The organism is Shewanella sp. POL2 (assembly GCF_000282755.1).
Taxonomy (GTDB): domain Bacteria; phylum Pseudomonadota; class Gammaproteobacteria; order Enterobacterales; family Shewanellaceae; genus Shewanella; species Shewanella xiamenensis.
Map to the genome: position 1 here is coordinate 69585 of NZ_AKZL01000009.1, position 19056 is coordinate 88640.

At 48.0% G+C, this 19056-nt stretch carries 13 protein-coding genes and 1 pseudogene; 9 read left to right on the plus strand and 5 right to left on the minus strand.

The features are described from left to right. The first annotated feature begins 107 nt into the window (after nucleotides 1-107). From SHEWPOL2_RS03910 to SHEWPOL2_RS03925, 4 genes and pseudogenes are all read left to right on the plus strand, one after another. Nucleotides 108-1217 (plus strand): efflux RND transporter periplasmic adaptor subunit, encoded by a 1110-nt coding sequence (locus SHEWPOL2_RS03910; protein WP_037421088.1) that lies wholly within the window; start codon nucleotides 108-110, stop codon nucleotides 1215-1217. Beyond that, nucleotides 1217-4357 (plus strand): multidrug efflux RND transporter permease subunit, encoded by a 3141-nt coding sequence (locus SHEWPOL2_RS03915; RefSeq protein WP_037426272.1) that lies wholly within the window; start codon nucleotides 1217-1219, stop codon nucleotides 4355-4357. Before SHEWPOL2_RS03910 ends, SHEWPOL2_RS03915 begins: the two co-directional genes overlap by 1 nt. Before the next feature lie 155 nt (nucleotides 4358-4512). Further along, nucleotides 4513-4584: pseudogene (locus SHEWPOL2_RS23385) on the plus strand (AraC family transcriptional regulator); the annotation flags it as partial. Between the two features lie 153 nt (nucleotides 4585-4737). Next, complete coding sequence (locus SHEWPOL2_RS03925) at nucleotides 4738-5211, plus strand: NYN domain-containing protein (RefSeq protein WP_037426277.1); 474 nt, start codon at nucleotides 4738-4740, stop codon at nucleotides 5209-5211. A gap of 12 nt (nucleotides 5212-5223) precedes the next feature. Here SHEWPOL2_RS03925 and SHEWPOL2_RS03930 read toward each other — a convergent pair whose 3' ends face one another. The 3 genes from SHEWPOL2_RS03930 to SHEWPOL2_RS03940 all read right to left on the minus strand — a co-directional run bounded on the left by SHEWPOL2_RS03930 (nucleotide 5224) and on the right by SHEWPOL2_RS03940 (nucleotide 11024). Continuing rightward, the gene (locus tag SHEWPOL2_RS03930) at nucleotides 5224-6492 is read right to left on the minus strand and encodes an HD-GYP domain-containing protein (protein WP_037426279.1); all 1269 of its coding nucleotides are present in this window, start codon (nucleotides 6490-6492) and stop codon (nucleotides 5224-5226) included. Between the two features lie 136 nt (nucleotides 6493-6628). After that, on the minus strand, nucleotides 6629-9772 hold the full coding sequence (locus SHEWPOL2_RS03935; protein ID WP_037426282.1) for a multidrug efflux RND transporter permease subunit: 3144 nt from the start codon (nucleotides 9770-9772) through the stop codon (nucleotides 6629-6631). Nucleotides 9773-9785: 13 nt separating this feature from the next. After that, nucleotides 9786-11024 carry an efflux RND transporter periplasmic adaptor subunit gene (locus tag SHEWPOL2_RS03940; protein ID WP_037426285.1) on the minus strand — a complete coding sequence of 413 codons (1239 nt, stop codon included), beginning with the start codon at nucleotides 11022-11024 and terminating at the stop codon, nucleotides 9786-9788. 641 nt (nucleotides 11025-11665) lie between these two features. Here SHEWPOL2_RS03940 and SHEWPOL2_RS03945 point away from each other — a divergent pair. Beyond that, on the plus strand, nucleotides 11666-12286 hold the full coding sequence (locus SHEWPOL2_RS03945; RefSeq protein WP_037426287.1) for a TetR/AcrR family transcriptional regulator: 621 nt from the start codon (nucleotides 11666-11668) through the stop codon (nucleotides 12284-12286). A gap of 92 nt (nucleotides 12287-12378) precedes the next feature. Here SHEWPOL2_RS03945 and SHEWPOL2_RS03950 read toward each other — a convergent pair whose 3' ends face one another. Both SHEWPOL2_RS03950 and SHEWPOL2_RS03955 read right to left on the minus strand, forming a co-directional pair. Beyond that, the gene (locus SHEWPOL2_RS03950) at nucleotides 12379-12807 is read right to left on the minus strand and encodes an OsmC family protein (protein ID WP_037426290.1); all 429 of its coding nucleotides are present in this window, start codon (nucleotides 12805-12807) and stop codon (nucleotides 12379-12381) included. 261 nt (nucleotides 12808-13068) lie between these two features. Beyond that, a complete protein-coding gene (locus SHEWPOL2_RS03955; protein ID WP_037426292.1) occupies nucleotides 13069-14565 on the minus strand; it encodes an aldehyde dehydrogenase in 1497 nt (498 codons plus the stop codon). Between the two features lie 281 nt (nucleotides 14566-14846). Here SHEWPOL2_RS03955 and SHEWPOL2_RS03960 point away from each other — a divergent pair, with 281 nt between their 5' ends. The 4 genes from SHEWPOL2_RS03960 (at nucleotide 14847) to SHEWPOL2_RS03975 (ending at nucleotide 19019) form a co-directional block, all read left to right on the plus strand. Then, nucleotides 14847-16187, plus strand: a complete 1341-nt coding sequence (locus tag SHEWPOL2_RS03960; protein ID WP_037426294.1) for an aspartate aminotransferase family protein — start codon at nucleotides 14847-14849, stop codon at nucleotides 16185-16187. A 52-nt stretch (nucleotides 16188-16239) separates the two neighbouring features. Further along, the gene (locus SHEWPOL2_RS03965; protein WP_037426296.1) at nucleotides 16240-17730 is read left to right on the plus strand and encodes a CoA-acylating methylmalonate-semialdehyde dehydrogenase; all 1491 of its coding nucleotides are present in this window, start codon (nucleotides 16240-16242) and stop codon (nucleotides 17728-17730) included. Between the two features lie 17 nt (nucleotides 17731-17747). Next, nucleotides 17748-18122: a cupin domain-containing protein gene (locus SHEWPOL2_RS03970; RefSeq protein WP_037426298.1), complete on the plus strand. Its 375-nt coding sequence runs from the start codon at nucleotides 17748-17750 to the stop codon at nucleotides 18120-18122. A gap of 174 nt (nucleotides 18123-18296) precedes the next feature. Then, nucleotides 18297-19019, plus strand: coding sequence for a TorF family putative porin (locus SHEWPOL2_RS03975; RefSeq protein ID WP_037426301.1), 723 nt, complete (start codon nucleotides 18297-18299; stop codon nucleotides 19017-19019). Nucleotides 19020-19056 lie beyond the last annotated feature (37 nt).

Here is a 19056-nt window from a genome sequence, read left to right on the forward strand (position 1 = left end):
AGTGCTTAACTTTACAAACTTTTACCCACCTGATGACGGTTATTCACTAGAATAGCGCCATTAGTGCTAACGCCTGTTAACCGTCTTTGTGCGAGATAATTATTCCAATGAAAAAAACCATAATAGCCATTGCCTTAGTTGCGGCGGTTGCCGCCGCTGTGAGCTTTAGTGATGTATTGCAGGCTGCCAAACCCGAAAGTGCCCCCCAGCTTATGCGTACCGTGCCGGTTGTCACAGGGGAAGTGGTTGAACATCCACTGGCTCAATCTATTTCACTGATTGGTAAACTGGCCGCTGAGCGCGCAGTGGTGATCGCGCCGCAAGTCACCGGCAAAATTAAACAAATTGCCGTGACTTCGAATCAAACAGTGAAAAAAGGCCAGTTGCTAATCGAACTCGATGATATGAAAGCTCAAGCCGCGGTGGCTGAAGCCAATGCCTTTTTAAATGATGAAACCCGCAAGCTCAGAGAGTTTGAAAAACTTATCAGCCGCAATGCCATCACTCAAACCGAAATCGATGCTCAAAAAGCCAGTGTCGATATTGCCAGAGCACGCTTAGCCTCTGCGCAGGCGGATTTACATTATCATTCCCTTATCGCACCTTTTGCCGGTAAAACCGGGCTGATTAACTTTAGCGAAGGTAAGATGGTAAGTATTGGCACAGAGTTAATGACCTTAGATGATTTATCCAGCATGCGACTGGACTTACAAGTGCCTGAACATTTTCTGTCACAACTTAGCATTGGCATGCCAGTATCGGCCACCAGCCGAGCTTGGCCAGGACAAACCTTTATAGGCAAAGTGGTCGCCATCGATCCCCGCGTGAATGAAGAAACCTTAAACCTGAAGATCCGCGTACAATTTGAAAACAGCGATAATCGCTTAAAACCTGGCATGATGATGTCATCAACCATCACCTTCCCACCGATTTCAGCCCCCATAGTGCCAGTGCAAGCCCTAGAATATTCAGGCACTAAACGCTATGTGTATGTGGTTGGCGAGGATCATATTGCCCATCGCACCGAAGTGATTTTGGGTGCCCGTGTTGGCGACCAAGTGCTTATCGATAGCGGCCTTAAAATTGGCGATAAAGTGGTGGTTCAAGGGCTTGTGAATATGCGCGATGGCTTAAAAATCAATGAAGTCGCTCTTGAAGCTAAGAATAGTAATAACCGCCCGGCCAAGTCAGACGTCAACACTGCGGAGACGAAATAATGTGGCTGTCCGATGTCTCAGTTAAACGCCCCGTCGTCGCGATCGTTTTAAGCTTACTGCTATGCGTGTTTGGCTTAGTGTCCTTTACTAAACTTTCAGTGCGGGAAATGCCCGATGTTGAAAGCCCAGTGGTGACAGTCAGCACCAGTTATTCCGGTGCATCGGCAGCGATTATGGAAAGCCAAATCACCAAGACCCTTGAGGATGAACTCACGGGGATCAGCGGTATCGATGAAATCACCTCTACCACTCGTAATGGTAGCTCGCGGATCACGGTCAAATTCCTCCTCGGTTGGAACTTAACCGAAGGGGTGAGTGATGTGCGTGATGCCGTGGCCCGCGCCCAGCGACGTTTGCCGGAAGACGCTAACGATCCTGTAGTATCGAAGGACAATGGCTCAGGCGAACCCTCTGTGTATGTGAACTTAAGTTCAACCGTGATGGACAGAACCCAGCTGACCGATTATGCCCAGCGGGTTTTAGAAGACAGATTCAGTCTGATCAGCGGCGTGAGTTCTATCAGCATTTCGGGTGGTCTTTATAAGGTCATGTATGTCAAGCTCAGACCCGAGCAAATGGCGGGGCGCAACGTCACCGTCACCGATATCACTAGCGCCCTACGTAAAGAGAATATCGAAACCCCTGGCGGCCAAGTGCGTAACGATACGACAGTGATGTCGGTGCGCACCAAAAGACTTTATTACACCCCACAGGATTTTGATTATTTAGTCGTACGCACCGCCAGCGACGGGACACCTATCTATTTAAAAGATGTGGCCGATGTTGCCGTGGGCGCACAGAACGAAAACTCCACCTTTAAGAGCGATGGCATTGTTAACCTAAGTCTAGGGGTGATCACTCAATCCGACGCTAACCCCTTAGTCGTTGCACAGGAAGTGCATAAAGAAGTCGATAAAATTCAAGACTTTTTACCCGATGGCACCAGTCTTGTGGTCGACTTTGACTCCACCGTTTTTATTGACCGCTCAATCAACGAGGTCTACAACACCCTCTATGTCACTGGCGCCCTCGTGGTGTTAGTGCTGTATATCTTTATCGGTCAAGCAAGGGCAACCCTTATCCCCGCGGTAACGGTTCCAGTATCTTTAATCTCCGCCTTTATTGCCGCCAACATGCTAGGTTATTCAATTAACCTACTGACATTAATGGCATTAATCCTCGCCATTGGTCTCGTGGTCGACGATGCGATTGTGGTGGTCGAAAACATTTTCCACCATATCGAAAAAGGCGAAGAGCCGCTGCTTGCGGCTTACAAAGGCACACGGGAAGTCGGCTTTGCGGTCGTGGCAACCACCGCGGTGTTAGTCATGGTGTTCCTGCCGATTTCATTTATGGATGGCATGGTCGGTTTACTCTTTACCGAGTTTTCCGTGATGCTGGCAGTGTCTGTTCTGTTCTCATCCCTCATTGCCCTCACGCTAACGCCGGTATTGAGTAGCAAATTACTCAAAGCCAATGTAAAACCTAACCGTTTCAATCGCATTGTGGATAGTGGTTTTGCGCGCATGGAAAGGGTTTACCGTGTGGGTGTAACCCATGCGATCCGCTTTAGATTACTGGCACCACTGGTCATTCTCGCCTGTATTGGCGGTAGCGCATGGTTAATGCAGCAAGTCCCCTCGCAATTAGCACCACAGGAAGACCGCGGTGTACTTTACGCCTTTGTGAAAGGCGCCGAGGGTACTAGCTATAACCGTATGACGGCGAACATGGATATCGTCGAAGACAGATTAATGCCACTCCTTGGCCAAGGTGTATTGCGGTCTTTCAGTGTGCAAGCCCCTGCCTTTGGTGGTCGTGCTGGCGATCAAACTGGCTATGTGATCATGCAGCTAGAGGATTGGGAACATCGCAATGTCACGGCGCAACAGGCGCTCGGGATTATAAGTAAGGCATTGAAAGATATTCCCGATGTGATGGTTCGCCCTATGATGCCAGGCTTTAGGGGGCAATCGAGTGAACCAGTACAATTTGTACTGGGTGGCTCAGATTATGCGGAACTCTTTAAATGGGCACAGGTGTTAAAAGAGCAAGCCAATGCCAGCCCGATGATGGAAGGCGCGGATCTGGATTACGCCGAAACCACACCAGAACTGATTGTCAGCGTTGATAAAGAGCGCGCAGCAGAACTTGGGATCAGCGTCGATGACGTCTCACAAACCTTAGAAGTGATGCTCGGCGGTCGTAAAGAAACCACCTATGTGGATCGCGGCGAAGAGTACGATGTGTATCTGCGCGGTGATGAAAACAGTTTTAACAACGTCGGCGATTTAAGCCAAATCTATATGCGTTCAGCCAAGGGCGAATTAGTCACGCTCGATACGGTCACCCATATCGAAGAAGTGGCCTCAGCGCAAAGATTGAGCCATACCAATAAACAAAAATCCATCACCCTTAAGGCCAACATCAGTAAAGGTTACACCTTAGGCGAGGCCTTAACGTTCTTAGAAAACAAGTCCATAGAGTTATTACCCAAGGATATTTCCATTGGCTATACCGGTGAATCAAAAGACTTTAAAGAAAACCAAAGCAGTATTTTTATTGTGTTCGGTTTAGCACTACTGGTGGCTTACTTGGTACTCGCTGCGCAATTTGAGAGTTTTATCAACCCCCTAGTGGTGATGTTTACCGTACCAATGGGAGTATTTGGAGGTTTCCTCGGCCTGTTAGTGACCAGTCAAGGTATTAACATTTATAGCCAGATCGGCATGATCATGTTGATTGGCATGGTGACCAAAAACGGGATCTTAATTGTCGAGTTTGCCAACCAACTGCGTGACCGAGGTTTAGCCTTAGATAAAGCCATTATCGATGCCTCAACCCGCCGTTTACGCCCGATTTTGATGACGGCCTTCACCACCTTAGTCGGCGCGATACCGCTGATTTTCTCAACGGGCGCAGGCTCTGAGAGCCGGATTGCGGTGGGGACTGTGGTGTTTTTCGGCATGGCCTTTGCGACCTTTGTCACCCTGTTTGTCATCCCAGCAATGTACCGTTTAATCTCGGCCGCGACCCATTCACCGGGTTATGTTGAAGCAAAACTCGAAGCGGCCATTAAAGCACAAGAGTTAGCGGCACAAGAGGCAGCCAAACAGCAGGAACAAACGGCAAAAGCCTAATTTATCGCCATGATGTAAACAGGCGCGAAATAATGCGTTTGCTTAAATCATAAAAGCCAAGGGAGCAGTCCCTTGGCTTTTTCATTTAGGTTTCAGATGAGTTCCTTCTATGTTTTATCCAACCTACATGATCTGCAAAATCAAGTCCGACGCATAACAGTGACAGCCCCTTTATCAGTTTTTTTAAACAATATACCAGCACAACACCGGCGCAATACTTTAAATAATCAATCCATTAACCTAACTAAAAATCCGTTAAGCAAAGCTAAACTCGGCCATTACCGACTAGATCCATTGCTGTTTTTGCCTGCTCGCGCCATTAGCTACCTTGCTGTGCTATAGTGCACAGAGTCTTCCAACTGATAGCCATAACTTATCCCTTGAAAAGAATCGCCCTCTTTGTCGATGTGCAAAACATTTATTACACCTGCCGTGAGGCCTATCAGCGCCAGTTTAACTATCGTAAACTCTGGCAACACTTGAATGCGCAAGGAAATATTGTCAGTGCTATCGCCTATGCCATTCATCGAGGTGATGATGGCCAGCTTAAGTTTCAAGATGCTTTGAGACATATCGGTTTTGAGTTAAAACTTAAGCCCTTTATCCAGCGCAGTGACGGATCAGCAAAGGGAGATTGGGATGTGGGGATCACAATTGATGTACTCGATACCGCTCCCAATGTGGATACCGTAATACTGCTTTCTGGTGATGGTGATTTTGCAATCTTGCTTGAGAAAATAACGCAAAAATATGACGTTAAGACAGAAGTCTATGGCGTACCCCAACTGACAGCAAAATCACTGATGGATGCAGCAACACAGTTTAATCCGATTGATGATGCTTTACTGCTCTAACAACAATGAATATTAAGCTGAAAATTCTTGGGTTGATAATTGATAAAAATTATCTATATCTGCCAACAAAATGCTGTAAACACCTGCATCTAACTGCCCTTTATCGACCATGGGCTGCATAATGTCGCCAATCTCTGATAGCGATAAAGAGCCTCGATAGGGTCGCTTTTGAGTCAACGCCTGAAAAACATCGACCACAGCAAGAATACGCGAAGGTAAATCTAATTGTTCCTGCTGTTTACTGAAGGGATAGCCTGAACCATCGAGACGTTCATGGTGATTTGAGGCCCATTCGCCTATTACAGACTTAGGAAAAAAACGATGTAAAGTATGCTCTGTATCAACGGTATGACGTTTGACAATCGAATATTCTTCCTTTGTTAATTTGCCTTCTTTATGCAGTAATAGGTCAGGCGTTTTGAGCTTACCGACATCATGTAATAATCCAGCAACGTACAATAATTCAGCATCGGTATCTGATACACCGCAGTCCTTTGCCACTAATTTTGCTAACAGTGCGACTTTTTCTGAATGGTGAAATGTAAAGGGACTCTTAGCATCAACTATTCGAGCTAAAAATCGCGCTAACTGCTTTACCCCGTCAATATCTAATTCTTTGTCGTAAAAGTGATTAGCTTTGAACTCCAGACCTAATAACTCAATATGAGTTGCATCCATGTTGTACCAAAAGCCATCTTTTTTAACTAACTGGCACATCGCCTTGACCATTTCTGGCTCAAATAAGGTTCCGCTGTGGGCCATTAAATTTTCAGCTACCATACTTTCATGCAATGTAATCAGCTCCTCATGACAACCATGCGTATATCTGGCTCTTAAAAAGTCGGTACGATCCGCTAAGAAAATCAGTGCTGCAATATCACGGTCAAATACGGAAAGCTCATGGGATTGCAACTCAAGCCAAGGTGTGTGGTGGTAAAGAACGACAGGCGCAAAAACATCTAAAATCGGGCATTTAAGCAATGCCTCATAGCCACGTTGACTATGGCACTGGGCATCTTCTGGCTGCATTAATTTGAGCAGACGTAAGTGCTCTTCGGAGGAAGAAACGCCGCAATCATGAATAAGTCCGGCAAAATAGGCGAACTGCTTTTTTTCATCGGACCAGCCGAGCACATTCGCACATTCGTAAGCCATATAGCCAACCCGATGTCCGTGGTGCAAATCGTCTACCCCAACAAAATCCAATGCCGTCGCAACGGCTAATAAAGCATGCCTTACATCAATATTGACTTTGAAGTCATGGGGCTGAAAGGCATTCATTGAATATTCCTAATTAATTATTTGTTCCTCGCTAAAATATAGTCAATACCTTGATAATTATCTGCAAAATACAAAAAAGACCTGAAATTTCAGGCCTTTTTTATCGATATAAAATAGAACTTATAACACAGCCAAGTTAGACCTCTGATGCTGTACTATGACGGGCGCGTTTTGCTAAAGCATAGTAAAACAATGGTGTCAGGATCAAACCAAACAGTGTCACCCCTATCATGCCGGCAAATACCGCAACCCCCATGGCCTGACGCATCTCGGCGCCCGCGCCCGTTGAAAACACCATGGGTACCACTCCCATGATAAAGGCAATAGAGGTCATCAAGATGGGGCGTAAGCGTAAGCGGGCCGCCTCGAGAATTGACTCCATGACTTCCATACCATGGTCTTGTTTTTCCTTGGCAAATTCGACAATCAGAATCGCGTTCTTGGTCGCTAAGCCCACGAGGACGATAAGACCAATCTGAGTGAAAATATTATTATCACCGCCATAGATAAGCACGCCACTGAGCGCTGAGAGTAAGGTCATTGGGATAATTAAGATAATCGCCAATGGTAAACTCAAACTCTCGTACTGCGCAGCCAGCACCATAAACACCAGCAGGATCACCAGAGGGAACACTAACAAGCCTGTGTTACCGGCGAGGATCTGCTGATAGGTCAGCTCAGTCCACTCGTAGGTCATGCCTATCGGCAAAGTCTCGGCGAGGATTTTCTCAATCGCTGCCTGCGCTTGGCCCGAACTCACACCGGGTGCAGGGCCACCGTTAATCTCAGCCGTGGTGAAACCGTTATAGTGCATTACACGATCGGGACCTGCGCTCTGACTCACATTGATAAAGGAGCCGAGTGGGATCATATCGCCATTCACATTAGGCACTTTTAGCTGACTAATCTGCTGCGGGCTTTGACGGAATGCTTCGTCGGCCTGCATATTCACCTGATAGGTTCGACCGAAACGATTGAAGTCGTTGACATAGGTCGAGCCCATATAGGTTTGTAATGTCTGGAAAATTTGATCGAGCGACACTGCCTGCTGTTTCGCTTTAGTCCGATCGATATCCAGTTCAAGTTGTGGCACGTTCACTTGATAGCTAGAGAAAATCCCCGCTAATTGTGGATCGGCCCACGCCTTGTACATTACTTGTTGGGTCACCTGATACAAGGCCTCATAACCAAGGTTGGCTCTGTCTTGAATTTGCAGACGGAACCCTCCAATAGTGCCGAGGCCTTGCACAGGTGGCGGCGGGAAGATGGCAATAAATGCATCCTGAATACCAGCAAACTGCTGATTTAATTGGCCGGCAATCGCATTCGCCGACAGTTCAGGACGCTTACGTAACTCAAAATCATCTAAGGCAACAAACACCACGCCCGAGTTAGGACTATTAGTAAAACCGTTGATACTCAGACCGGGAAAGGCAATCGAGTGCGCCACACCAGGGTGATTCAAGGCGATGTCGGACATTTTCTTGATCACCGCATCGGTACGCTCGAGTGAAGCCGCATCCGGTAATTGGGCAAATGCCACCAAATACTGCTTATCCTGTCCAGGCACATAACCCGTTGGGGTATTCACAAATTGCACACCCGTCAGCGCAACCATGCCCAGATAAACCAGTCCGATAATGCCGCCAAAACGGATCACCTTACGCACTAAATAGCCATACCCCTCTGATGCACGGTTGAATAAGCGATTGAATGGCGTAAATAACCAGCCACCAAACAGCTTATCCATTAACCGTGTGAGCGCATCCTTAGGCGCATCATGCCCCTTGAGTAACAACGCCGATAACGCTGGGCTCAAGGTGAGCGAGTTAATGGCCGAAATAAAGGTCGAAATCGTGATAGTCAGCGCAAACTGCTTATAAAACTGCCCCGTTAATCCGCTCATAAAGGCGGTTGGAATAAACACCGCGGCCAACACTAAGGTGGTTGCGACAATCGGCCCAGTCACTTCCTTCATGGCTTTTTGTGTTGCGGCAATTGGGCTTAAACCCGAAGCGATATTTCGCTCGACGTTTTCTACCACCACGATGGCATCGTCGACCACAATCCCGATGGCCAGCACCAGACCAAACAGCGACAAAGCATTAAGCGAGAAGCCCATCAAGTGCATAAAGGCGAAGGTCCCCACCAAAGACACAGGCACGGCCACCAGCGGAATAATCGAGGCGCGCCAAGTTTGCAGGAACAGCACCACCACGAGTACCACTAAGAGCACGGCTTCAAGTAAAGTTTTAATCACAGCTTCAATCGAGCCACGCACAAACACGGTCGGATCGTACACAATTTCGTATTGCAGCCCTTCGGGGAAAGACTTCGCCAGTCTTGCCATTTCGGCTCGCACATCGTCGGAGATTTGAATCGCATTCGAGCCCGATGCTTGGAACACGGGAATCGCGACTGCATCCTTGTTATCCAGCAATGAACGCAGCGCATAGCTAGTTGCACCGAGTTCGACACGCGCCACATCCTTAAGACGGATCACCTCACCGTTTTGACCGACCTTGATAATAATGTCTTCGAATTCTGACAGTTCAGTCAGACGACCCTTAACGTTAATCAAGAGTTGGAAGTCGGCATTACCACTAGGCTGCGCCCCTAAACTACCCGCTGCCGCTTGCTGATTTTGCTCACGTACGGCGGCGATAATTTCAGCTGGCGACATGCCAAGCGCCGAGACTTTATTCGGGTCAAGCCAGATCCGCAGACTATATTCGCCCGCACCAAATAAACGCACCGCGCCCACGCCTTTGATACGTGCTAACTCATCTTTTACGTTGAGCGCCGCGTAGTTAGACAAATACAGCATGTCATAACGGTTATCCGGCGACAGTAAATGCACCACCATGGTTAAGTCGGGCGAGGACTTTTCGGTCACAATCCCAAGGCGTTGAACCTCCTGCGGCAAACGTGGCATAGCACGGTCAACCCGGCTCTGCACTTGAGTTTGCGCCCTGTCCACATCGGTGCCAATGGCAAAGGTAATGGTCAAGGTCATGCGCCCATCGGATGTCGCCTGCGATGACATATACAGCATGTCTTCGACGCCGTTGATTTCCTGTTCTAAGGGCGAGGCAACCGTTTCGGCAATGACTTTAGGGTTAGCGCCAGGATAATTGGCGGTCACCACGACTGTCGGTGGTACCACTTCAGGGTATTCGGTAATAGGTAATTGCCAGACAGCAATCGCCCCTGTGATAAAAAATAGCAGCGAGAGAACGGCTGCAAATATCGGTCTTTTAATAAAAAACTGCGACAACATTCTGTTGGATTCCTTAACCGCGGCTCGCTACTTCAACGTCTGGGGTAGTGATATTTTCTTGATGTTTATCAAGTAGTAATTGAGCTTGACGAAGCGCATCTAGCTGCTCGCTATCGGCCATATCAACCAGGTGTGGCTCAATTTGCATCTTAGGACGAACCCTTTGCATACCATTGACGACGATCTTGTCGTTTGCCGCTAAACCTTGCTTAATAATGCGTAAACCTTGAACTTTTTCACCTAAAGTGACGCCGCGATACTCCACAGTGCCATCGTTTGCCACCACTAAGACGAACTTGTTGTTCAGATCCGTGCCCACGGCTTTATCGTCGATTAAGATGCCGTCGTAGGCACCGCTACCAGCGGTACGTAATCTGGCGAACAGACCTGGGAGTAAGCTGTTGTCTTCATTGCTAAACGTGGCACGTACTCGAATAGTGCCCGTCTGTCTGTCCATCGAGTTATCGACAAAATCCACTAGGCCTATGTGTTGATATTCGCGCTCGTTGGCAAGCGCCATATACACGGGATTGTCGCCTGCACGAGGGTCTTTACGCTTTTTCTCGGCGGTTAACTTGACGTATTTCAGATAGGTTTGCTCATCCACATCGAAGTAGGCATACATGCTGGCGGTCGACACTAAGCTAGTTAATACACTCTGCCCCGCAGACACATAGTTACCGGCGGTGACATTGGCGTAGGAGGCACGGCCATCAATCGGCGCGCGCACTTGGGTGTAATCTAAATCCAGTTCGGCGCGCAGCAGCGCCGCTTTCACAGAGGCCACGGCCGCCGTGGTTTGGCGTTTGTTAGACTCGCGGGTATCGAGTAATTCTGCCGATACTGCCTTTTGGGCAAAGAGTTTGCGGGCACGTTCTAAGTCGTTAGTGGCCAGTTGCTCAGCAGAGAGCGCGCTAGCAAGATCTGCTTTTAACCGGGCCACTTCCGCTTCAAACACACTTGCATCGATACGAAATAGCACATCGCCTTTTTTCACTAAGGCGCCTTCTTTAAAGTTTACCGACGCGATATAGCCTGACACGCGTGGCACTAAGGTCACACTCTCTGGCGCCTGCAAACGGCCGGTAAATTCATCCCACTCGGTAACGCGCTCATGCAATACCTGCGCAACATCGACCTTAGGTGCACCCGGTGCTTGCCCCTGCTGGGCTTCGGGTTCACCACAGGCCGAAAGGACAAAAGCCGCCACGGCAGTCAACATCAATATCCGTAAAGGTTGGTTACTTTTCATCTTACAATCCTCATGTGGCAGGCATTTATCTCGTTTAAGACAGACATCAGTAATAGGCACTCGGTCAAAACCAATAAATACCGACTGGTAAAAAATATTATGTACTGAGCGGTAATATATAGTGTAAAATGACCCTGTCAACAGATTTTTGTACCGATGAGTATTTAATTTTTTGTGACAGCGTGAAACTTTGTAGTTAAGCCTTTGAGGTAATTAGGGCGTGTTGACGTTTCGAGATTAGATTTTGTTCGTTCTGGCAAGTACGTGCTCGCGAAACGAGGAAGGATGTGTCGTTACTCAACTCAAATGACGAGCGGCTCTTATGACAGAAAGTAAGAGCAAGGGCTTGCCAGACGAACCCTTCGGGCAGCATTTGGCTGGCGTTTCTGCTGCGTTATCGTCCGTTTATGTAGAATAACTACACAGCACGGACTTTGCCTTGCATAAAAGCCAGCCAAATTGCTGCAAAAACAACCCTGAAACGTCAACACGCCCTAGCCACGGCGAATTTGCTATGTGGGCTTGAATGGACGATATATTTTGGTGAGTTACTCACCTAACCCGCAGACAGCAGGCAAGAGTGGCTGGACATGAACTAAACCCATGTCTATCCTAGGGGCAATTGAGAATTGAGGAGCCTAATGATGTCAACCGTCACCCAGACGCCCTGCGTAGGTCGTCCACGAGCCTTCGACGCCGACGATGCATTGGCCAAAGCCTTGGAAGTCTTCTGGCGAAAAGGTTTTGAAGGTACATCGTTAACCGATCTAACTCAGGCCATGGGCATCAACAAACCCAGCCTTTACGCCGCCTTTGGTAATAAAGAGCAGCTGTTTCTGAAAGCGATCGAGTTATACGAACAGCGCCCCTGTGCGTTTTTCTATCCTTCTCTTGAAAAAGAAACTGCCTATCAAGTCGTTGAATCTATGCTCTATGGCGCTGCATCCTCCTTAGTGGATGAGAGCCACCCCCAAGGTTGCTTGATAGTACAAGGTGCCCTCGCCTGTAGCGAAGCCGGACAAGCGATTAAAGATACCCTGATTACCCGCCGTCGTGATGGTGAGCAGGCTTTATGCGAACGTCTACAACGAGCAAAGGATGAAGGCGATCTTCCCGCGGATGCCGATCCGCTGCTACTGTCTCGATATATTGGCACAGTGCTGCAAGGCATGGCTGTGCAAGCCACCAATGGCATTTGTCCGGAAGAGCTTCGCAAAGTCGCCGAGCTAGTATTAGCTAACTTTCCGAAAAATAATCCGTGATAGCACAATTAGCATATGACTATTAACATAAACCCCAGTGAAAGCTGGGGTTTATGCTTTTAAGCCGCCCTAAATCCAGATGAGAATCGAGATTAATGCTGAACTTGGTGGGTGACTAAACTTGGACGCAGCAGATTATCGTGGACGGGGCAACGGTTACACACTGTATCTAAAAACTCGTTCTTTTCTGCGTCGGTTAAGTCGGCGTCTATGCTGGCGTTGATGGCGATTTCTTTAAAGCCTACAGGATCGTCCGAGGGCTGACCTAATAATCCCGCCGAATTCATCACGGCCCTCACATGTACATCAAACTGGCGAATCGTGATATTACGTTCACGCGCAACCATCTTGGCAATCGCCGAAATACAACCACCAAGTGAAAATAAGAACGTTTCTAACGGGTTAGCGCCTTCATTAGTGGCACTGGGTTGATCAATAACCAGCAAATGCTCCCGTACCTGCGCCGTAACCTTCCAACCGCTTCCCATATGTGTGGTGACTTCTACTACTTTTTCAGCCATGATGAACTCCATTAGTTTTTTTTCAATCAGATTATTCTAATGATGTTGAAATGAAAAGTCACAAGCTAAGATCACAGTTTATAAAGTCAGATTCGGAAGTAGGTGTAAGGGCTTAACCTGCATGTCTAGGGTTTGAGGTTTTAAGCAAATCGCGAGAAATGTCAGTTATTTTGCACAGGCAAACCAATAAAAATCCAAAACATCGAAGTAAAAAAGCACTAAAAGCCCCTTCCAATAACATTGAAAGAGGCCAAGTATGCGCTAAAGCGCTATCCAAGTTGCCTTGATTTCGGTGTATTTGTCGAAGGAATGCAGAGATTTATCTCGGCCATTACCCGATTGCTTATAACCACCAAAAGGAGCCGTCATATCGCCACCATCATAATGGTTAATCCACACCATTCCTGTTCGTAGTGCCTTAGCCGTTTTGTGTGCCTTGCTAATATCCGCTGTCCACACCCCTGCCGCTAAGCCATAAATGGTGTCGTTGGCGATCGCAATAGCCTCCTCCATACCATTAAATTCAATGACAGATAGCACAGGGCCAAAGATTTCCTCGCTGGCGATTTTCATCTTGTTGTGCACTTGGCTGAAGATCGTGGGCTGCACATAAACACCGCCCGTTTCGGCCAGCACTTGTTGTCCACCATGCACTAAACTGGCGCCTTCGTCTTGGCCAGCTTTGATATAGCTTAAGATGGTATCTAATTGCTGCTTATCGACCACTGCGCCGCTAACAGTAGCGGGATCCAGCGGATGCCCGGGCTGCCACGAGGCAAGTTCTTCAGCGATCAGCGCAATAAGTTGATCTTTAACCCCAGACTCCACTAGCAAACGCGAGCCCGCAGTACAAACTTCACCTTGGTTAAAGGCAATGGCTTCGGCCGCCGCCACCGCTGCGGCTTTAAGATCGGGCGCATCGTTAAATACAATGTTCGGGCTCTTACCGCCAGCCTCAAGCCACACCCGCTTCATATTCGATTCGCCCGCATAAATCATTAATTGTTTAGCGATTTTTGTTGAGCCCGTAAAGACTAAGGTATCCACGTCCATATGCAGCGCCAGCGCTTTGCCGACCGTATGCCCATAACCCGGCAGTACGTTTAACACGCCCTTAGGGATCCCTGCTTGTACCGCAAGTTCAGCAATCCGAATCGCGGTTAAGGGAGATTTCTCCGAAGGTTTGAGGATAACACTGTTGCCCGTTGCTAGTGCTGGTCCGAGCTTCCAACAGGCCATCAATAACGGGAAGTTCCAAGGCACAATTGCTGCCACCACGCCTACGGGTTCACGGGTGATCATGCCGATTTCATTATGTGCCGTAGGCGCTAGCTCATCGTAGAGTTTGTCAACGGCCTCACCCGACCAACGAATTGCACGGGCGGCGCCCGCAATATCTACCGCCTTTGAAAAACGGATTGGCTTCCCCATGTCTAAGGTTTCTAGCAGAGCGAGCTCATTGGCGTTTTCTTCCAATAATTCGGCAAAACGGATCATCACTTGCTTACGTTTAACAGGAGAGGCCTTTGACCATACTCCAGACTCAAACACCTGACGGGCATTGGCTACAGCGATATTGGCGTCCATCAAATCGCAACTGGCAACTTGTGCTAATAAACGACCATCGATTGGACTGACGCAATCAAAGGTATTGCCCGATGCAGCATCCCTATACTCGCCGTTAATAAAAGCCTTGCCATTGATTGCTAGGTTTGCAGCGAGGTTTTCCCAATCGCTCCGTGTTTTAGGTGTACTCATGATGACCTCTTAATCGTTTGTATTCGTTTATTTTAGCTTTATTGGGATAAGGGCTATCTCGACTAACAACTGCCAAAGATGACCTAAGGCTGTAACTGCAGCCTAGATTACGCTTTTAGGACATCAAAATTCAATATTTTTTACAAAAATAGCATTTTTGCCACAAATAACTGCACACACCTCTTCCATGTTCATTATTTCTAACATAGCATAGCAAATATTCGCCACCCTTAACGAAGACCTGACCCCATTTAACAAGGAAAAGGACAAGGTAACCATTTATGGCCGACTCACCCAACAACACAACGCATGAGCATCCATCTCTCGAACATTACTGGATGCCTTTTACCGCCAATCGTCAATTTAAAGCCAGCCCTCGCCTGCTCGCCCAAGCAGAAGGCATGTACTACACGGATATCAATGGTAACAAGGTATTAGACTCAACAGCTGGCTTGTGGTGCTGTAATGCAGGCCATGGACGCCGTGAGATCAGTGAAGCTGTCAGCAAACAAATCCGCGAGATGGATTACGCACCCTCCTTCCAAATGGGTCATCCTATTGCTTTTGAATTGGCGGAGCGTTTAACCGAACTCAGTCCAGAAGGACTTAATAAGGTCTTCTTTACCAACTCAGGCTCAGAGTCCGTTGATACCGCGCTAAAAATGGCACTTTGTTACCACAGAGCTAATGGCCAAGCGTCACGCACCCGCTTTATTGGCCGAGAAATGGGTTACCATGGCGTAGGATTTGGTGGGATCTCCGTGGGCGGCTTGAGTAATAACCGTAAAGCCTTTAGCGGCCAACTGTTGCAAGGCGTAGATCACCTACCTCACACTTTAGATATTCAAAATTCAGCCTTTAGCCGCGGATTACCTAGCCTTGGGGCAGAAAAAGCCGAAGTGTTAGAGCAATTAGTCACACTCCATGGCGCCGAAAATATTGCTGCCGTTATTGTTGAACCTATGTCGGGTTCGGCAGGGGTAATTTTACCACCTCAAGGCTACTTAAAACGCCTACGCGAAATTACCCAAAAATACGGCATCCTGTTGATTTTTGATGAGGTGATTACCGCATTTGGCCGAGTCGGTGCCGCATTCGCTAGTCAGCGCTGGGGCGTTATCCCCGACATGATCACCACGGCCAAGGCTATCAATAATGGCGCAATCCCAATGGGCGCAGTGTTTGTGCAGGATTTTATTCACGATACCTGTATGCAAGGGCCGGCAGAACTGATTGAATTTTTCCACGGTTATACCTACTCAGGCCATCCAGTCGCCGCTGCAGCAGCACTCGCCACACTCTCCATCTATGAAAATGAGCAGTTGTTTGAACGTAGTTTCGAGCTTGAGCGTTATTTTGAAGAGGCTGTTCATAGCCTAAAAGGTTTGCCCAATGTGATTGATATTCGCAACACAGGATTGGTCGCGGGTTTCCAACTTGCGCCCAATAGCGAAGGCATTGGCAAACGCGGTTATCGGGTGTTCGAGCGTTGTTTCCATCAAGGCACACTCGTGCGGGCAACGGGCGATATTATCGCCATGTCTCCACCACTCATTGTTGAAAAACATCATATTGACCAGATGGTTAACAGCCTTAGCGATGCGATACAGGCCGTTGGATGATTCACTCTTTTTTAAATTACACGCTGATAAATCAGGGGAATATAGGTTAGCTATGTTTAAGATTACACACTATGTAAATGGCCAACACACACCAGCTAGTACAAGAAGCCAAGAAATTTTTGAACCGGCCACTGGCGAATGCCGAGGTCAAGTCTCCCTCGCCAGTAGCGATGAAGTCGCTGCCGCTATTGCCATCGCCAAATCTGCCTTTGAGACTTGGTCACAGGTAACGCCCCTTAATCGTGCTCGTGTACTTTTTAAATTCAAAGCGTTAGTCGAGCAGCATATGGATGAGCTGGCACAACTCATCACCCGAGAACATGGCAAAGTGCTTGATGATGCCAAGGGTGAGCTTATCCGCGGCCTTGAAGTCGTCGAATTTGCCTGCGGTATTCCACACTTGCTAAAAGGAGAACATACCCAACAGGTTGGTGGTGGTGTGGACTCCTGGTCCGTTAATCAAGCTTTAGGTGTTGTCGCAGGCATAGCGCCCTTTAACTTCCCCGTGATGGTTCCCATGTGGATGTTCCCAATCGCGATTGCCTGCGGTAACACCTTTATCATGAAACCCTCAGAAAAAGACCCAAGTTCAGTGATGCGAATTGCCGAGCTGCTTAAACAAGCTGGCTTGCCCGATGGAGTGTTTAACGTAATCAACGGCGATAAGGAGGCCGTCGATACCCTGCTCACTCATCCAGATGTGCAAGCCGTTAGCTTTGTCGGTTCAACGCCAATCGCCGAGTATATCTACAGCACAGCATCCAAACACGGTAAACGAGTACAAGCCTTAGGCGGCGCAAAAAACCATATGTTACTGATGCCGGATGCGGATTTAGATCAAGCGGTAAGTGCACTGATGGGCGCAGCCTACGGCAGTGCGGGCGAGCGTTGTATGGCAATATCGGTCGTGTTGGCGGTGGGCGATGTGGGTGATGCGTTAGTGGAAAAACTATTGCCGCAGATCCAAAACTTAAAAGTGGGCAACGGCCTTACCCCTGAGATGGAAATGGGCCCCCTTATTTCCAAACAACACTTAGCCAAAGTCACTGACTATGTTGAAACCGGAGTTAGGGAAGGAGCAACCTTATTAGTCGATGGCCGACAATTAACCGTTGCCGACCATCAGCAGGGCTATTTCTTGGGAGCTTGCTTATTCGATAACGTCACCCCGGAGATGCGGATCTATCGCGAAGAAATCTTTGGCCCAGTACTATCCATTGTGCGCGTTAAAGATTATCCCACTGCACTCGCGCTTATCAACCAACATGAATTTGGCAATGGCACTGCCATTTTCACCCAAAGCGGTGAAGCTGCTCGTCATTTTTGCCACCATGTGCAGGTGGGTATGGTCGGCGTAAACGTTCCTATTCCTGTGCCTATGGCCTTCCATTCATTTGGTGGTTGGAAGCGTTCGCTCTTTGGTCCTCTGCATATGCATGGCCCTGATGGGGTTCGTTTTTATACCAAACGCAAAGCCATTACAGCTCGCTGGCCTGTAGGCAAGCAAACTCAGGCCGAGTTTGTTATGCCAACCATGAAATAACATCGGTGGGAGCCAATATGACAATAAGCATCAGGTCGATCATTCGCTTTGGCAGCGCACAATCCCCCGTGGAAAGTTACCAGTTAGCTGATGAAAAATTAATCTCTGGCAACCCGAAGCAGCAATTACAAAATCATTATTCCAGCCCTTGCAATCAATTCCATAGCGGAATTTGGCAAAGCGAATCAGGCGCTTGGAAAATCAACTACACTGAATATGAGTATTGTGAAATTCTCGAAGGAACCAGTGTGATTACCGATCTTGAAGGACAGTCTCAAACCTTCAGCGTCGGTGACCGTTTTATCATTCCGGCGGGATTTCAAGGTGTGTGGCAAGTCGTCACCCCCTGCCGCAAGGTGTACGTCATCTTCGAACAAAACTCACATAAATAGAGGTGCGTTTAACCTCGATGAACAAAGCTAAAGTAATGTAGCTTTACCGCCATGAGGTCACAGCAACGGAGTTTCCTTGGCTGTTGTTTGGCAAACAATCGGATGTACGAATTTGTTTTAAAACATAAAAGAACGTTGTACATCCGTGTCAATCAAGAAAATGGGAGAAATACCGTGAATAACAACCTACAGAAAAAACGGCTAGCACAACTGGCTGGACTGGCGTTGACCACCAGCTTATTTTCCGGCATAGCTGCCGCTGAAGTATCTGGCGAAATTGGCTTAACTAACGATTATCGCTTCCGTGGCATCTCGCAAACCGCGGGCGATCCTGCGGTTCAAGGCGGTGTCGATTGGAGTTTTGAGTCAGGATTTTCGGTCGGCGCCTGGGCCAGTAATGTCGACTTTGACGAGCCAGGTTACAACGGTCCTGATATCGAGTATGACTTCTATGTTGCCTACGGTGGTGATATCAATGATAGCGTCAGCTACGACGTGACCCTCAACCGCTATAACTATTCGGGCGAGAGTGATCTCGGCTATTTCGAAGTAACGGCTGGCGTCGAGTTTAGCGGCTTTCGCGTAGCCTATTGGTATACCAATGATTACGGTGGCAGCGATTTAGATTATCACTACGGCGAAATCAATTACTCCTATGAGTTTGTTGAAAACTGGAGTCTCGATTTACATTACGGCTACAACGTAGGTGATGCCTTAGATGATGGTGAAGGCTTTGATAGTTATTCAGATTATTCCGTTGGCGTCTCGACAGAGTTAATGGGATTTGGCCTTTCACTCGCTTGGCTTGGCAGTGATTTAAGTGGCGATCAAAAAGTCTCCGATGGCGTATTCCAAAACGATGATACAGTGTTAGCACGCGTCAGTTACGCCTTCTAATTCATCCCCTGCAAATAGCAAAAAGCCCTCTGTTGAG

Bases quoted from the DNA above. Each gene is read 5' to 3' on its own strand.
- SHEWPOL2_RS03965 (WP_037426296.1), top strand. From the start codon at position 16,240: ATGTTTAAGATTACACACTATGTAAATGGCCAACACACACCAGCTAGT.
- SHEWPOL2_RS03940 (WP_037426285.1), bottom strand. From the start codon at position 11,024: ATGAAAAGTAACCAACCTTTACGGATATTGATGTTGACTGCCGTGGCG.
- SHEWPOL2_RS03915 (WP_037426272.1), top strand. From the start codon at position 1,217: ATGTGGCTGTCCGATGTCTCAGTTAAACGCCCCGTCGTCGCGATCGTT.
- SHEWPOL2_RS03930 (WP_037426279.1), bottom strand. From the start codon at position 6,492: ATGAATGCCTTTCAGCCCCATGACTTCAAAGTCAATATTGATGTAAGG.
- SHEWPOL2_RS03910 (WP_037421088.1), top strand. From the start codon at position 108: ATGAAAAAAACCATAATAGCCATTGCCTTAGTTGCGGCGGTTGCCGCC.
- SHEWPOL2_RS03935 (WP_037426282.1), bottom strand. From the start codon at position 9,772: ATGTTGTCGCAGTTTTTTATTAAAAGACCGATATTTGCAGCCGTTCTC.
- SHEWPOL2_RS03945 (WP_037426287.1), top strand. From the start codon at position 11,666: ATGATGTCAACCGTCACCCAGACGCCCTGCGTAGGTCGTCCACGAGCC.
- SHEWPOL2_RS03955 (WP_037426292.1), bottom strand. From the start codon at position 14,565: ATGAGTACACCTAAAACACGGAGCGATTGGGAAAACCTCGCTGCAAAC.
- SHEWPOL2_RS03970 (WP_037426298.1), top strand. From the start codon at position 17,748: ATGACAATAAGCATCAGGTCGATCATTCGCTTTGGCAGCGCACAATCC.
- SHEWPOL2_RS03950 (WP_037426290.1), bottom strand. From the start codon at position 12,807: ATGGCTGAAAAAGTAGTAGAAGTCACCACACATATGGGAAGCGGTTGG.
- SHEWPOL2_RS03960 (WP_037426294.1), top strand. From the start codon at position 14,847: ATGGCCGACTCACCCAACAACACAACGCATGAGCATCCATCTCTCGAA.